14 protein-coding genes are annotated in these 16,229 nt (G+C 45.1%); all 14 read right to left on the reverse strand.

All coding sequences use genetic code 11. From position 1 onward, the window contains the following. Nucleotides 1-90: 90 nt before the first annotated feature. The 14 genes from lepA to truB all read right to left on the reverse strand — a co-directional run bounded on the left by lepA (nt 91) and on the right by truB (nt 16,058). Nucleotides 91-1,926: a translation elongation factor 4 gene (gene lepA / locus E5260_RS08600; protein ID WP_003640703.1), complete on the reverse strand. Its 1,836-nt coding sequence runs from the start codon at nt 1,924-1,926 to the stop codon at nt 91-93. A 163-nt stretch (nt 1,927-2,089) separates the two neighbouring features. Next, on the reverse strand, nt 2,090-3,367 hold the full coding sequence (gene dltD, locus E5260_RS08605) for a D-alanyl-lipoteichoic acid biosynthesis protein DltD (protein ID WP_003640704.1): 1,278 nt from the start codon (nt 3,365-3,367) through the stop codon (nt 2,090-2,092). Continuing rightward, complete coding sequence (gene dltC, locus E5260_RS08610; RefSeq protein WP_003640705.1) at nt 3,364-3,606, reverse strand: D-alanine--poly(phosphoribitol) ligase subunit DltC; 243 nt, start codon at nt 3,604-3,606, stop codon at nt 3,364-3,366. Before dltC ends, dltD begins: the two co-directional genes overlap by 4 nt. A 23-nt stretch (nt 3,607-3,629) precedes the next feature. Next, entirely contained in the window at nt 3,630-4,844 is a 1,215-nt protein-coding gene (gene dltB / locus E5260_RS08615; protein WP_003640706.1) for a D-alanyl-lipoteichoic acid biosynthesis protein DltB, read from the reverse strand. Beyond that, nucleotides 4,841-6,367 (reverse strand): D-alanine--poly(phosphoribitol) ligase subunit DltA, encoded by a 1,527-nt coding sequence (gene dltA / locus E5260_RS08620; protein ID WP_003640707.1) that lies wholly within the window; start codon nt 6,365-6,367, stop codon nt 4,841-4,843. The genes dltB and dltA overlap by 4 nt, the downstream gene beginning before the upstream one ends. 42 nt (nt 6,368-6,409) lie before the next feature. Next, nucleotides 6,410-6,559 carry a teichoic acid D-Ala incorporation-associated protein DltX gene (locus E5260_RS08625; protein ID WP_003640708.1) on the reverse strand — a complete coding sequence of 50 codons (150 nt, stop codon included), beginning with the start codon at nt 6,557-6,559 and terminating at the stop codon, nt 6,410-6,412. Between the two features lie 31 nt (nt 6,560-6,590). Further along, entirely contained in the window at nt 6,591-7,784 is a 1,194-nt protein-coding gene (locus tag E5260_RS08630) for a serine hydrolase domain-containing protein (RefSeq protein ID WP_003640709.1), read from the reverse strand. 415 nt (nt 7,785-8,199) lie between these two features. Continuing rightward, nucleotides 8,200-9,342 carry a molecular chaperone DnaJ gene (dnaJ, locus tag E5260_RS08635; RefSeq protein WP_003640710.1) on the reverse strand — a complete coding sequence of 381 codons (1,143 nt, stop codon included), beginning with the start codon at nt 9,340-9,342 and terminating at the stop codon, nt 8,200-8,202. A gap of 101 nt (nt 9,343-9,443) precedes the next feature. Further along, the gene (dnaK, locus tag E5260_RS08640; RefSeq protein ID WP_003640711.1) at nt 9,444-11,312 is read right to left on the reverse strand and encodes a molecular chaperone DnaK; all 1,869 of its coding nucleotides are present in this window, start codon (nt 11,310-11,312) and stop codon (nt 9,444-9,446) included. A gap of 43 nt (nt 11,313-11,355) precedes the next feature. Further along, nucleotides 11,356-11,955 carry a nucleotide exchange factor GrpE gene (gene grpE, locus E5260_RS08645; RefSeq protein WP_003645970.1) on the reverse strand — a complete coding sequence of 200 codons (600 nt, stop codon included), beginning with the start codon at nt 11,953-11,955 and terminating at the stop codon, nt 11,356-11,358. A gap of 20 nt (nt 11,956-11,975) precedes the next feature. After that, the gene (hrcA, locus tag E5260_RS08650) at nt 11,976-13,019 is read right to left on the reverse strand and encodes a heat-inducible transcriptional repressor HrcA (RefSeq protein WP_003640713.1); all 1,044 of its coding nucleotides are present in this window, start codon (nt 13,017-13,019) and stop codon (nt 11,976-11,978) included. A 390-nt stretch (nt 13,020-13,409) separates the two neighbouring features. Next, on the reverse strand, nt 13,410-14,120 hold the full coding sequence (gene budA, locus E5260_RS08655; RefSeq protein WP_003640714.1) for an acetolactate decarboxylase: 711 nt from the start codon (nt 14,118-14,120) through the stop codon (nt 13,410-13,412). Further along, nucleotides 14,121-15,122, reverse strand: coding sequence for a riboflavin biosynthesis protein RibF (gene ribF / locus E5260_RS08660; RefSeq protein WP_003640715.1), 1,002 nt, complete (start codon nt 15,120-15,122; stop codon nt 14,121-14,123). Between the two features lie 12 nt (nt 15,123-15,134). Beyond that, nucleotides 15,135-16,058, reverse strand: coding sequence for a tRNA pseudouridine(55) synthase TruB (gene truB / locus E5260_RS08665; RefSeq protein ID WP_003640716.1), 924 nt, complete (start codon nt 16,056-16,058; stop codon nt 15,135-15,137). Between the last annotated feature and the right edge of the window lie 171 nt (nt 16,059-16,229).

The raw sequence follows: 16,229 nt of genomic DNA on the forward strand, positions 1-16,229 counted from the left end.
ATCTTAATCAGATTACAATTGCATCTAAACAATAACGCAAAAAATGGTAGTGACATCAATCGATGTCGCTACCATTTTTTATAAACTTAATCAGTTCGGCTTTTCGTCTTCGTCAGTTTTCAGAACCGCCATGAACGCTTCTTGCGGGATTTCGACTTTACCGACAGCCTTCATACGCTTCTTACCAGCTTTTTGCTTTTCAAGTAACTTCATCCGCCGCGTCCGGTCACCACCGTACAGATGGGCCGTCACGTCCTTACGGTAAGCTTTAATATTCGTCCGAGCAATGACTTTAGAACCAATCGTTGCCTGTACCGGAATTTCAAAGTTTTGCCGGGGGATAATCGTCTTGAGCTTGGCGGCAATCTCGCGTCCACGCGCAGGTGCAAAGTCGCGATGTGCGATAAAGCTCAGAGCATCAACTTGGTCACCGTTTAATAAGATATCGATCTTAACGAGATCACTGGCACGGTAGCCGTCTAAATCATAATCTAACGAGGCATAGCCGCGCGTGTTCGACTTTAATTTATCAAAGAAGTCAAAAATGATTTCGGACAACGGAATGTGATAAACCACGTTGACCCGATTACTATCCAAGTACTCCATCGTATCAAACTCGCCCCGTTTACGCTGGGCTAATTCCATGACCGCACCAACGTAATCATTAGGCACCATAATCTGAGCTTTCACATACGGTTCACGAATTTCCTTGATTGCAGACGCCTCAGGCATTTCAGCCGGGTTTTCCACCTTTTTCTCCGTGCCATCAGTCATCCGCACATGATACGTTACGGACGGCGCCGTGGTAATTAGTTCAAGATTAAATTCCCGTTCGAGGCGCTCCTGAATGACGTCCATGTGTAGCAGTCCCAGGAATCCACACCGGAACCCAAAGCCCAGTGCTTGTGATGATTCCGCTTCAAATTCCAATGCGGCATCGTTCAATTTTAATTTTTCCAACGCTTCCCGTAAATCGGTGAATTTGGCATTATCAGTCGGATAAATCCCAGCGTAGACCATCGGATTCATTTCACGGTAACCCGCCAATGGCTTTTCGGCCGGATTTTTCGCGTTCGTGACCGTATCACCTACTCGGGTATCCTGAATATCCTTGATGCTAGCCGTAATGTAACCAACATCCCCCGCCATCAAATAATCCCGTGCTAACGGTTTCGGTGAATTAACGCCGACTTCCGTCACTTCATATTCACTACCACTGTTCATCAACCGGATCCGATCTCCTGGACGAACGATGCCTTCATGAATCCGAACACTCAGCACCACGCCCCGATAATCATCATAGACGGAATCAAACACTAGGGCCTTGAGTGGCGCATCAAGATCCCCCTGAGGAGCCGGAATCTTATGCACGATTTGCTCGAGCAGATCTTCGATACCAATACCGGCTTTCGCTGAAGCTAGAACAGCATCTTCCGCATCAATCCCAATGTCATCTTCAATTTCTTTGCGCACCTTTTCAGGTTCAGCCGATGGCAAGTCAATCTTGTTGATCACCGGGACAATTTCCAAGTCATCATCAATGGCTAAATACACGTTGGCTAGCGTCTGGGCTTCGACCCCTTGCGCCGCATCCACGACTAAAACCGCCCCTTCACAGGCTGCGAGGCTCCGTGAGACTTCATACGTGAAGTCAACATGTCCAGGTGTATCGATCAAGTGGAAGATATAAGTCTCCCCATCCTTTGCTTGATAGTGTAACTCTACCGCATTCAATTTGATCGTAATCCCACGTTCACGTTCCAAGTCCATTGAGTCCAACACTTGGTCTTGCATCTCACGTTTGGAAATCGTATCAGTTAGTTCCAGAATACGATCCGCCAACGTCGATTTGCCGTGATCAATATGGGCGACGATTGAAAAATTCCGAATATGTTGTTGTCGGTCTTGCATTGTCGCTTTATCCATTGATTTTCCTACTTTCTTCCTAAATCCTAATCCCTACAATTATACCAAGTTAGTGGCACAAGCACAATTTTTCTATCAGACCGCTCCAGACACCCCGCTGCGCCACTGAATAAATGACGTAACAAAAAAGTACAAGCCAATATGGCCTGTACTTTTTAGTAGGTTATTCAAAATCCTTGATTTCACTGGGTTTGAGTAATTGCCATTCTTTTGAATAGAAGTCGTCATTAATCTGATAATGAACCGGCTTCGTCTTCTTAGTCAAGAATGGATCAACCTTTTGATCCACGGCTAACCAACCACGCCAGCCAAGATGAATCGTATCAGTCATGAAGTAGTCCTTACCACCGTCCTGGGTCAGGTCCAAGACGTTATTAAACCCTTGACTCTTCAACTGGTACTGAATCTTCTTGTCAAACTGAGCAATCATCTTCATTGACAGTCCGGTATAAGCAGACCAGCGCTGATTGATTGGTGGAATGATGAACAAGACATCGGTGTGTGTCTTTGCAAACTGATTCAAAACCAGTTGAAAATCGGCAAATTCTGGTGACTTCGTGTAATTCAAGTGTCGCTGTGAATCTTTGAGTCGCTTGTAATTACGTTTTAACTTCGTGTTCCAAAATTGATTGCTGATTTCAAGACTGTTCGAGTCCGTTTGCGCCGCACCGATTTTACCGGCTAATTGGTTTAACTGATTAAAGTTATATGTCGCTGGTAACTTGTTAGCTTGCGCATTGACAGTCCGTAAATTTTTGCCCGCAATTCCAAAACGTGAGAAGAACTCATCCTCACTGCCAAGGACACGTGCCTTATAGTTAATATACGTCATTTGTGCGCTCGTTGGTTTAAACCCAGCTGCCACACGTGCCAGGGCGCCTTCCAAAATGCGATCAGAAGAACCCGATGGCATCTGTAACAAACGTTGAGCGGCATACCGGTCCATTGCCGTATTCTGCTCATCCTGTAACCAATCAATGGTCTGCAGTGGTGAGTAATAGTACGAAAACGCATCTTTCCGCGTTCCTTGTGGCACAAACCATTGTGGCGAAATTACAAAGACGGCCTTCTTATTTGTAATCTGCTTTTTCACCGATTGCATCGCGAAATACTGCGTCAACGACTGGGTCCCCCGCGCACCGAGTAGAAATGGTCGGTAATTGCGGTGATATTTTGTTGCCAGTACGGACGGATGCATTGGATCAAATCGTGACCATTCTGAAGAACCAAAGAACGGGACATAGCCATCATCCAGCGCCTGTCGTTTAACTAACCGACCTTTTAATACGTTGGCTGACAAGGAAACGGCCGCTTTTTTCTCAGTATCCTTAGAAATATGGTTTAATCCAAATGAGAACGGTGAAAGCAGTACGGCCAATAATAAGACGGCTGCCAAAATAATTGGCCCAAAAATCTTAAAAAGGCGTTTGGCAACGTTCATTGCAAGTTCTCAACCTTTGCAACAATCTTAGCCGGTGTATCCCATTCTGACCGTTGAAATTCAGAGACCGGCACTTCGATTCCTAATTGATTTTGAAGTTCCAATAAAAGTTGGACGGAACCCATTGAATCTAAGATTCCTTCATCAAACAGGTTAACGTCCATGTTACTGGAAACATCTTCCCCCGTTAAGTCTGCTAAAATTGATAAAACCGTTGCTTTTGTATCATCCATTGTCATTACGCTCCCTTATTGTAATTATATTATGGCCGGGCTCCAAAGAATAACGTGTTCAAGAATCCTGAGAAGATCAAGAAACTGAAACAAACGACGTTAAACGTTAGGAAAATCGCAAAGTATTCCGTAAATTTATTAGACGGCAACTGCGCTTGATGTTTCTTCTTGTACCGTAACCAAGCATCGTTGACAACCATTGCTAAACCATGGAATAGCCCATAAACGATGTAATACCATGTTTCCCCGTGCCAAAACCCCATGATCAACATATTAATAACGTATGCCACGTTGGCCGTTGTGATCCGGCTCTTAAAGACCTTGTGTTTCATCATAAAGAATACCAACCGCATGTAGATGAAATCACGGAACCAGAAGGACAACGTCATGTGCCAACGATTCCAGAAGTCTTTGATGTTCTTTGACTTAAACGGTTGATTGAAGTTCATCGGAGTTTCAACACCCATCAGGTAACTGATACCGACGGCAAACAAACTGTAACCCGCAAAATCAAAGAATAAATCCATACTATAGACGTACATCACACCGACTAACGCCCATGACATGCCGTGAGCTTGCAAGGCCGCGTGTTCAACGACAGGTAGCATCCGCGTACCAAAGATATAAGCCAAAATGAACTTATATAAGAATCCCAAGAAAATGTAGCGGACCCCTTTTTCAACTAACCCGAGATACTTTTCACGGGTCGGGACACTATCGTAATCCTTAACGAACCGCCGATACCGGTCAATCGGCCCAGACGAGATCGTTGGGAAAAACAGCAAGAACTGGCCAAACAGTACCGGATGGAATTCTTTAATCACCCCATCACGGGTCTCCATGATCATCTGGACCACTTTGAAAGTCAGGTAGGAAATTCCTAAGAAACCAATAATTGAATTAGCACCATGTGCCACGGCTGGTGTGATCTTAACGACAGCTAGTGGAATAATCGCTAAAATCACACTGACAACGAAAACCCAGCCCTTATTAGGTGAATCTGGTCGTTGTCGATACTTTGAGTACAACCAAACTAGTGTGATCTGATAGACCAAATAGATAATTAACGCGATCCCAGTGCGCCACTTAACACCGCCAAAGGTCAGCATTAAGAAGATAAACGATATCAATGATTCATACCAATGGGATCGCCGACCATATAACAGACCAATCATTAACGGTAACAACGCGATAAAGAGCAGCACAAAGTACGTTGGGTTACCATATGGGTCAAAAGAAATCATTCTGGGTTAACCTCTTTAATGATCGACTTGACATCAATCTTACCGTTAGGCGTTAATGGCAAGCTCGTTTGATAGACGAACCGTTGTGGAATCATGTATTCCATCATCATTCCTTGTAGGTCCTTTTTAATTGCAGTGGTCAAAGCAAAGTCACTTTCGAAGTCATTCGGCTTTGGTACCACGTACGCAATCATTTGCGTTACTTTGTGCTCTTTATCGTATTTTGGAACGGCAACGGCTTGTTTAATATGCTGTTGCTGTGCTAAGAAGTGATCCACTTCTTCTAGTTCGATGCGGTAACCATGCATTTTAATTTGAAAATCAACGCGGCCACGATAACGGAACAGACCGTCCGCATCCATCGTGCCAATATCACCAGAATGATAGGCGGGTTGCCCGTCTAATTCAAAGAAAGCCTTGGCAGTTTTTTCAGAGTTGTTCAAATACCCCTTCGAAACGGATGGTCCGGCGATAATCAGTTCACCTTCCGTGCCATTTGGAACCGCCTCACCATTTTCATCAACCACAAGTATCCGCGTATCAGCTTTGGCATAACCAATTGGTAGCCGATCATACTGCGCTAATGCGGCATCCGTAATTTCAATTTGAGTTACCGCGACGCAGGTTTCAGTTGGCCCGTACGTATTGAAGATCCGGGCATCTGGGAACCGTTTCTTGAGTGTCGCCGCCGTCTTATGTGTGAGTTCCTCACCACAGAACAAGAAGTGCGTCAAAGTTGGCAAGTTTTCAGCATTAAACTTTGGTTCTAGCAAACAAATGTCCATAAATGATGGTGTTGAGACCCAAACGTTGATTGGTAACGTCGGCAACGCAGCAAATAATTGTTTGAAATCATCTGTCACGGCCTTCGGTAATGCGTATAGTGTCCCACCTAACGCTAAGGTTGGGTAAACGTCCATCACGGATAGGTCAAATGAATATGGTGGTTGCGACAGCGAGTTCGGCTGGTCAGGCAATCCGAAGTCATCACTCAACATCCAGTCAACGTAACTGACCAAGTTATCATGACTAATTTGGACCCCCTTTGGCATCCCAGTGGTACCAGAAGTAAAGATAATATAGTAATTATCATCGCCACTAACGACATGATCCGCTTGATAATCAACGGGAGTCGCAAAGATAGCCGCCAATTGATCTGGTGTAATCACGGGGGTTGTCCCGACACCGGTTGGCAAATCAGCAACAGCAATAACGGCAGCTGGCTTAGCAATCTCATTAATCATTGTTAACCGCTCATTTGGTGAATGTGTATCGATTGGAATATACGCCCGACCTGACTTAACAACTCCTAAGAAAGTCGCAATCATTTCAAACGTCTGACCACCAAACACAATAATTGGATCCTTGGCTGGTAAATCGAGCGTGTCAAGATGCGCCGCCAAGGCATCTGAATAAGCTTTTAATTCCGCATAAGTGTGCGTTACACCTTGCACATCATAAACCACGTTATTGGGTTGCGTCCGTGCATAATCATCAATCGTTGTAATGATGTTCTTAATCATAATTAAAACTCCCCCCAAACAATAGTGTTACTGCATCCATTTTTAAAATTCGTTGTAAATAAACTTCGCTTGGTTGATCCCACTATAACCGTAAAGATAAACCAAGGCGAGCATGACAGCAAAGTAAAATACTGTAAGTGCAATGAATTGAACGACCGGACGTTGAAACCAGCTTTTCAACTTTGCAAACATGCCATCACCTCCTCCACTAACCCAATGTCAGTTACTTAATATCACCCTTCATTAATTCCGTAAAAATCTTGTTGGCTGTTGCTTGAATACCAGCAGCTTTGCGATAGTAGTTACTCATTAATACAACACCAGTCTTCCCATCCGGTGAGAGGAAGATGCTGGATTCATAGCCATAACCAAGTCCGTGTGACCGAATACCATTACTCATGTTATAAACACCACCGCCATATTCACCTGTGGCTGTGCGCGTGTGCAAAATTGCAACGTTCTTTTTTGACAGCAACTGCCCTTTAAGAATGGCACTTTCAACGGTAAATAAATCCGCTGTACTCATATAAACTTGCCCAGTACCTAACTCATTGGCCATTTGTGATTTGCTTTCTGGCATTGTTTGATCATAATTCGGAAGTGTTTGGTCTGCAAGCGCTCGGTAACCAGTTGTCGCATCTTGACCTTGACCATGAATCAAAAAGCCCGTTTCATTCAGATTCAACTTGTCAATAAAATGTGTTGTAAAGAAGTGCTGATATGATTGACCAGTTACCTTGCGAATAATGCCAGCTAGCAACAGAAAATTAACGGATGAATAATTATAAATTCCATTTTTATCTGGGTAGTAAAAAACATTGTGAGCCGCAAAATCAATCACTTGATTTTCTGGTAAGAATTCTTTTGAACCGCTCTTCAAACGGAACCCTGTTGTCATATCTAACATTTGGCGAAGCGTTGTCTGACGCCCATGCTTTAAAGTTGGATAATACTTCGAAATCGGATCAGTCAGCTTAACTTTCCCCGCCTGCACCAACTGCATAATGCCAACCGCCGTCATTGACTTTTGAATCGATAAAATTTGATACTTTGAATTGACTTTATTACGTTGATTTTTAGCCTTGTTTGCGTAACCAAAGGCACGATTATAAATGACATGGTCATTCTTAACAACTAATGCTGACCCCACAAAATGGCTTAGGTTTAAAGCCTTAGTCACTTGCTCATCCGTGTTCTTATTATTCGAAAACGTTGTCTGGTTAATCTTACGACTAAGCTGGCTATTTTTTAATGCCGCTTTCTTATTCAATGCTTTGTCAGTTTGACGCTTTTTAGCAATCGCTGCTTGCCGCTCTGTATGATAAACATAGTAGCCGCCACCAGCACCCACAATCAGCAGTCCAAGCAAAACTGTTACTAAAAGTTTGCTTTGCTTCACAATGATTGACCTCCCCATTAGCTATCAATTACGAACCGATTGGTGATATTAGCTACGCCGCCAATAGGACGTAAGTTCAAGTTATAGTGTAACAACCTACCGACCAATAACGGTTAGGCCGGCTCAAAAAGATCAAAATCCTGCATTTTCGTTCGCTGATACGACATATTTGTAACGGTTTTGTAACATCAACGTTACGTCCCCCGTAAGCTAGCAGCGTATTACTTCACCTCCTTGACTAATTCTAGCACTCACTAATCCCCGGACGACAGGATAACGAAACAGTTTGCACAAAAACCGTGTTACTGAAAGGTCACTTAATAAACAGGCCGGAGTGCTTGATTGACACTAAAAAAAGCTGAACAATCCTCATCACATTTTTGTGATGGGCATCGCCCAGCTTTTTGTATATTTCTGGAATTAGTTCGCTCGGTTAAACACCCCGAAGCTTGTCAAATAACGAACTCTTGCCATTGCCAGCAACTGATTTGCCGCTAGCTTTAGCAAAGGTCTTCAAAGCTTCTTTTTGACCCTTGTTCAAGTGCGTTGGCGTTTCAATATTAACGGTAACGCGTTCGTCGCCGTTGCCATTGCCACGTAATCGTGGTGCACCTTTACCACGTAACCGGAAAGTTGTCCCCGTCTGAGTACCAGCTGGGATCTTCAACTTAACGTCCCCGTGAACCGTTTTAACTTGAACTTCATCACCAAGAGCGGCCTGAACGAAGTCGATCGGCAACTTGAAGTAAATCGTCGCGCCATCCCGTTCAAAGTCCTTACTTGGCTCAACTCTGAAGATAATGAATAAATCACCATAAGGGCCACCATTCGTTCCCGCTTCACCTTGATTTTGAAGCCGCATTTGTTGGCCTTCTTCAACTCCAGCAGGAACCGTCACTTTGATGGAATGACTTTGTTCAGTATGACCAGAGCCACCACAAGTGGCACACTTGTCCTTGATTTCTTTACCAGTTCCATGACAAACGTCACAAACTTGTTGGCTCATCATTCGACCGAGTGGCGTATTAGTCTGTACCTGAATATAGCCAGCACCATGACATTTCGAACAGGTCACTGGTGACGTTCCTGGCTTGGCACCAGAGCCACCACAAGTCTCACACTGTTCCTCACGATTGTAGGTGATGGTCGTCTTCTTACCAAAGATCGCATCTTCAAACTTCAGTGTCATCTCATACTGTAAGTCTCGGCCTTGTTGCGGGGCCGTTGGGTTAGAACGCCGTGAACCACCAGCGCCACCACCGAAGAAGGAACTGAAAATATCTTCAAAGCCGCCACCGCCACCGAAGCCACCAAAGTCTTGACCGCCGAAACCGCCGGCGCCACCGAAACCTTGTTGGCCACCAGTCGATCCGAATTGATCATACTGTGCCCGCTTCTGGGCATCGCCTAACGTTTCGTACGCTTCATTGACAGCTTTAAACTTTTCTTCCGCGCCAGGTTCATGATTCAAATCAGGATGATACTTCTTCGAAAGCTTGCGGTACGCCTTCTTGATTTCGTCCTGACTGGCATCCTTTTCAACACCCAGAACCTTATATAAGTCTTGCTCTGCCATTGTAACCTCCTAATGAACCTTAATTAAGTCTCATTAATACTAGCATATTTAAAGCAAAAAGGCCAAAGCCACGTGGCCTTGGCCTTTTTGTTCTGCCGGTGCTACTTCTTATCCTTGTCTTTATCCAAGTCTTCGAAATCACCGTCAACCGTGTTGTCATCACTGCCCTTGGCTGAGTCGGCATTGCCAGCAGCATTACTGTCGGCACCGCCTTGTGCACCCTGAGCTTCTTGAGCTTGTTGATACAACTTAACTGATAAGTCCTGAACGATCTTGTTCAAATCGTCCTTCTTGGCCTTCATTTCGTCAATGTTGTTATCATCTTGAGCTTTCTTCAAAGCATCACGAGCATCTTTGGCTTTCTTAACTTCATCTTCTGAAACCTTGCCTTCAAGATCTTTCAAAGTCTTGTCGGTAGTAAAGATCAATTGGTCAACTTCGTTCTTCAAGTCAACTTCTTCTTTACGTTTCTTATCGGCTTCTTCGTTTTCCTTGGCTTCCTTGACCATTTGATCAATTTCGTCGTCAGAAAGACCCGATGAACTCTTGATGGTAATCTTTTGTTCTTTATTAGTTCCCATATCCTTAGCAGATACGTTAACGATCCCGTTCTTATCGATGTCAAACTTAACTTCGATTTGAGGAACACCACGAGGTGCAGCCGGAATATCCGTTAATTGGAAGCGACCTAACGTCTTGTTATCCGCTGCCATTGGCCGTTCACCTTGGAGCACGTGAATGTCAACAGCTGGTTGGTTATCAGCCGCCGTACTAAATACTTGCGACTTGCTGGTTGGAATCGTCGTGTTACGGTCAATCAACTTAGTGAAGACCCCACCCATGGTTTCAATACCAAGTGAAAGTGGCGTAACATCGAGCAAAACAACGTCTTTAACATCACCAGTGATCACACCACCTTGAACAGCGGCCCCTAAAGCAACCGCTTCGTCAGGGTTGATAGAATGGTTAGATTCTTTGCCAGTCCACTTTTCAACAGCTTCTTGAACAGCTGGAATCCGAGTTGACCCACCATTCAAGATGACAACGTCTAAGTCACTAGCCGATAAATCAGCATCCTTCAAGGCATTTTCAACAGGAATGCGCGTCTTTTCAACTAGGTCAGCAGTTAATTCATTGAACTTAGCACGTGTTAACGTGGTTTCCAAGTGCAATGGGCCACTAGCACCAGCGGAAATAAATGGCAAACTAATTTGAGCTTCAGAAACACCTGAAAGGTCCTTCTTAGCCTTTTCAGCAGCATCCTTTAACCGTTGTAAGGCCATCTTGTCTTTTGATAAATCAACACCGTTGTCAGCTTTAAAGCCATCAACTAACCAGTCGATAATCTTTTGGTCAAAGTCATCACCACCAAGGTGGGTATCACCATTTGTGGATAATACTTCGAAGACCCCGTCGCCTAATTCCAAGATGGAAACATCAAAAGTCCCACCACCAAGGTCATAGACTAAAATCTTTTCATCTTTGTCGGTCTTATCCAAACCATAGGCTAAAGCTGCCGCCGTTGGTTCGTTAATAATCCGTTCAATGTTTAAGCCGGCAATCTTACCAGCATCCTTAGTTGCTTGCCGTTGGGCATCATTAAAGTAAGCTGGAACAGTCACAACGGCCTTTTCAACCGTGTCACCCAAGTAATCTTCAGCAAAGCCCTTGATATATTGCAAAATCATTGCTGAGATTTGTTGTGGGGTGTAGTCCTTACCTTCGATGCTAACTTTGTAACCAGCTTCACCCATGTGACGCTTGATTGAAGCTACCGTATTCGGGTTAGTGATTGCTTGCCGCTTGGCAACTTCACCAACTTGAGTTTCGCCATCTTTGAATGCCACAACTGAAGGAACCGTCCGGCCACCTTCAGGAGTGGTGATAATCTTAGGTTCATTACCTTCAAGAACCGCTACCGCAGAGTTAGTAGTCCCGAGGTCAATCCCGATAATTTTATTACTTGCCATAAATTAACAAACCTCTTTTTAATTTAGTATTTTTATTGATTAATTACTGTGCCACAACAACCATTGCTGGACGGAGGGTCCGGTCTTTCAATAGGTAACCCCGTTGTAAGACTTGTACTACCGTATCAGCTGGATGATCATCATCAACTGGCACCGTTTGAACAGCTTGGTGAATATTGGGATCAAACTTTTCGCCCGCAGCCGCAATTTCGGTGACCCCATGTTTTTTCAAAGCATCCTGTAAATGGCCATAGACCATTTCGACACCCTTCTTCAACTGTTGGGCCGCTTCATCGTCAGCTGGCGTTGCCAAAGCCCGTTCCAAGTTATCCAGAACTGGTAAGACATCCTTTGCAAGTGCTTGACCGTCATATTTCAACAGCGCCGCTTGTTCTTTTTTGTTGCGGTTTTGCATGTTGACGATCTCCGCCTGTGCACGCAATAACTGGTCATCTTTCGCATCTAATTGCGCTTTGAGATCAGTAATTTGTTGTGTCGGATCGACCGCTGTCGTTTGCTCAGCTTGATCATCAGTCGCACTCGTCGCTGCCTGTGTCGCTTCACTGGCAGTTGACATTGCTGCTGAATCAGTTGTTGACGCTTGTGAATCTTCCGGCGTCGTCCGCGTTGATTTCTTTGCCAATGTTTTCATCTCCCTGTCCGTCACTCGTCAAAGTACCGGTAATAATCTAATAATTTGCGGGCTAATTCTCGTTGGAACGCACCCATCAGTCCAATCATCCGTGAATACGGCATGGCGGTCGGCCCGAGCAAGGCAATCACACCTTGTCCGTGTTGATCAACATCGTAAGTCGCGGTAATTAAACTGTAGTTCTTCAACAAATCGTTGGTGATCTCATTACCGATTCGGACTTGAATCCGTTGACCGGGTGGACCAATCACGTTAGCTAACCGGTCCGTTTGGTCGAGTAACGAGTACAATGACTGTAACTCTTTAGGGCTCTGCTGGTCCGTATAGTTGAACAAATTCAACTTACCACCAACATAAAAGCGCTCGGAAGCTGCCTTGGACAACACACTGCCAAAAATATCTAAGAAACCATCTGGATCTTGCAAATACTGTGCAAGTTTTAACGGAATCTCATGCGTTAATTGGCGGAGGACGTCTTGTAACGGCAGGCCAACCAGTTGATCGTCGATGAAACGAACGACCGGTTCCAGCTCATCGCCGGTAATGTCACTAGGAATAGTAAACGTCTGGTTTTCAACGTCACCATTATTCGTCACTAGAATCGCCATTACTTGATGATTCCCCAACGGAACGAGTCTGAAACCACTCAACCGACTATCTTTAAGTTCAGGTCGCAATGTAAAGGTCGTGTAACTTGTCAGTTGCGACAAGATATCCGCCGACTGAGCAACGATCTCATCGATCTTGTGAAATTCACCGCCTAATGAATGTTGAATCACCTTCAAGTCTTTGCCATCCACCTTTTCAGGCTTTAGGATATGGTCAACATAGTACCGATACCCCTTAATCGATGGAATTCGCCCTGAAGACAAATGCGTTTTGACGATTAATCCTAAATCTTCTAGTCGGGCCATTTCATTACGAATCGTCGCTGAACTGACCTTGATCGGTAGTTCTTGAACTAGCGATTTGGATCCAACTGGATTACCGCCCTCGGTATAGTCACGGACAATGGCCTTTAAAATTAGGCTTTGTCGTTCAGTTAACGTGATCATCACCTCTTTTTAGCACTTAACTTAATGGAGTGCTAACACAATTACTAATATAACAACCACCCTGATGAAAGTCAAGGAAAGACAAAGTATTTCTAGAAAAGAATGCTTAAATTATTAGGACACCAGTCCCACTATGACTGGACTTAATTGACCGTCGCCCCCAATTAGCACTCCTTACTTACGAGTGCTAATATACACCCTCACCCTTCACAATGCAAGCATGGTGCCTAGCAGACTACTCGCTTTTCTGCTGCCATTACTCAGCACACCAGCCACAACAAAAAAATCTCAAGAGTTACAGACTCTCGAGATTTTTGACTAGCCTGATGTACATTGCCAACAGACATTCTAGTGAAACCTGGCCTTAACGGTAATCAGCTTTCAAACTAATCAACGTTCAGCTTTATTAATGGCATGATCAATGGTTTCATTATCAAATTGTTCTTGTAAGTACGCTTCATTGTCGATTGGCAAGTGCACATGAAAGTCAGCAAAATGTTGAACTTTCAGCGTCGCTTGTTCGACTTCAAACCCCAGCAAGTGTCCACCTAATTGATGGTCTTTACTTAGAAAGTGTAAGTGAAAGCCACCGACCGTAGCGCCTTGGAACAAATGCGGTGCGTAGTAGCCAATAATCGTTCCGTCAACATGTTCACCGGTGAATTCCGGTTGTGTTGCCGTTGCCGCGACTAATGTTTTGTACGGTGGCTCCTGACGAGGCGCGACTCGCGTCTTGACTTTTGCAAAGGTCCCATCGACGCGAATAGCCGCAAACACGTTGGTCAAACGATAGTCATGAACCACTTGTTGCTCGAAATCAGTTTGTGTGATTGCAGCTAATTGCGCACTAATATCAGGCTTTTCAAAGTGCACCGATGCAAATGGTAACGTCTCTTCGGGCTGAATTTCCCGAATTTGACCATCCTCACGTGCTTGATAGGCGTGACCTCCTAGAATAATCACTTCACCATTGAGACCGTCTAACGTCCCAATACCCGTATCACCATGGGTTAAGAGTTCACCAGCCGTAATCGTCCCGTCAAATAATCCGGGAACAAGTAAGCCTAATGTGCCGTGTTGAAAAATTGTTGTTGTGTCCATTCATTGTGCCTCCAAACGATTTGATTGTTGTGCAACTTGAATCCGGGGTGTGACCACAAAGGGATGCGCCACATAATAGTCACGGGTGTTTTGTTCATCCCGCTTTAATTGCGCAACCAAGGCATCCGCCCCAGCAAATTTAATTTCACCGCGCATCCGGTGCCCCCAACGCACCGTTAAATTGTGGCCATAAAGATCTCCTTGGAAACCTAATAAGTATATTTCAACCGTGATTGGTCGGTGATCACCAAACGTGACATTTCGTCCAACTGAGGCCATTCCCATAACCCAGCGTGTCCCAATCTGCACCATCGTCGCGTAAATGCCAATTCCGGGAACCCGGGTATTGGGCCCGTGAGCAACGTTGGCCGTTGGAAAGCCGAGCGTTCGGCCCCGCGCTTCACCATGAACTACTTCGCCGGCAGTTTCATATTGATAGCCCAGTAACCGGTTAGCCGTATCGATATCTCCCGCGTCCAAAGCGCGGCGAATCCGCGTGGAACTGATCTTTTCAGCATCTAATTCCGCCTTAGGAACTTCAATGATTTCAAACCGGTTATGACCATAGTCATTCAAACGCTGCATATTTGCAATTTCAGCTGGCCCGTACGTGTAATCAAAACCAGCAACCACCGTTTGTGCGTGTAATCCAACAATTAACTGATCGACAAACGTTTGGGGTGGCATGGCACCGACCGTGGCATCAAAGTGAAGTACATATAAGATGTCAACGCCGAGCTCACTCATCAATGCCGTTTTTTGATCAATTGTCGTTAAATAACGGACTTGCTGCGGATCAGTGTGTTTAAAAACAACTGACGGATGCTGGTCAAACGTCATCACCGCTAGTTTGGCGTGTTGCGCCTGAGCGGCCTGGCGTGCCGTTGCAACGACTTGCTGATGTCCACGGTGAACGCCGTCAAAAAATCCTAAGGCCAATACGATTGGTCCTTCGGGAATCTGACTCAACGCCACGGGATACTTTAAATTAATCACCTGCATGACAAAAACTCCTTAATTGACCGCAAACATTTTGAACGGCTTGTACCGCTGTTCGTCCGGTCGATAACTATATAGACATTTTAGGCTGTTTTGGTAAACTAACGCAACCATCGTGTTCGCATCTGGATCAGTTTGTTGCCCTTCTGCCGCCGTAATAAAGGCCCCATTTTTGACCCGTTGCCACTGCTCATCCGTTAACGTGACTCGCGGGTACTGACTTAAAGCTTTATCAATTGGCGCCAATAATGCTCCGGCCGTTCCAGCATCGACGTGGGCCGCGATTTCCTCAAAGGTCACGGTTTCATCTAAAGTAAAGCCGCCACTCTTTAATCGGGTCAAATCACTCATCACAGCGGGTACCCCGAGCACTTTGCCGACATCCACCGCTAGCGTGCGAACATAAGTCCCTTTACTACAAGCGACCGTAAAATAGATCGTCTGAGTCTGGGTTGCCGAGTCATAGGTAGATGCCTGCCGTTGCTTGAAGCTGCTAATTGTGATATGCCGTTCTGGGCGCTCGACAGTTTCACCACTGCGCGCATAGTCATATAAACGCCGCCCATTTACTTTTACTGCTGAAAACATCGGTGGAATTTGCGTAATGGCCCCCGTCATCTGTGCCAGCGCAGCATCAACTTGGTCACTTGTGAACGGCTCTGTGACCGCTTGGCGCGCAATCTCCTCACCATCTAAATCTTCAGTAGTCGTTGCAAATCCGAGGGTAATGCTCCCTTGGTATTCTTTGCCAGAAGCCACTAAAAATTGCACAACTTTAGTCGCATTCCCAATACAAATCGGTAAAACGCCATCCACATTTGGGTCCAGTGTCCCTGAATGACCTACTTTGCGGGTCTGATAGAGTCGTCGGATTTTAGCGACACAGTCAAAGCTCGTCATCCCACGAGGTTTATATAATGGTAGAATCCCGTTCAACATAAAAAACGCCTTCAATCATTTAAATTCGGTTTCTAGTGGCAGCCAATCGCCGTGCCACGGATTCGATCGTTCTTAATCGACGGTTTTCAGTATACCACACCTCACAAATATGTAAGCGGATTATCACAGAATTCAAGGCCCTGAGCACCGCAACTAAGATACCCCAAATCG

It is taken from the genome of Lactiplantibacillus plantarum (assembly GCF_014131735.1).
In the GTDB taxonomy this organism is placed as follows: Bacteria; Bacillota; Bacilli; order Lactobacillales; family Lactobacillaceae; genus Lactiplantibacillus; species Lactiplantibacillus plantarum.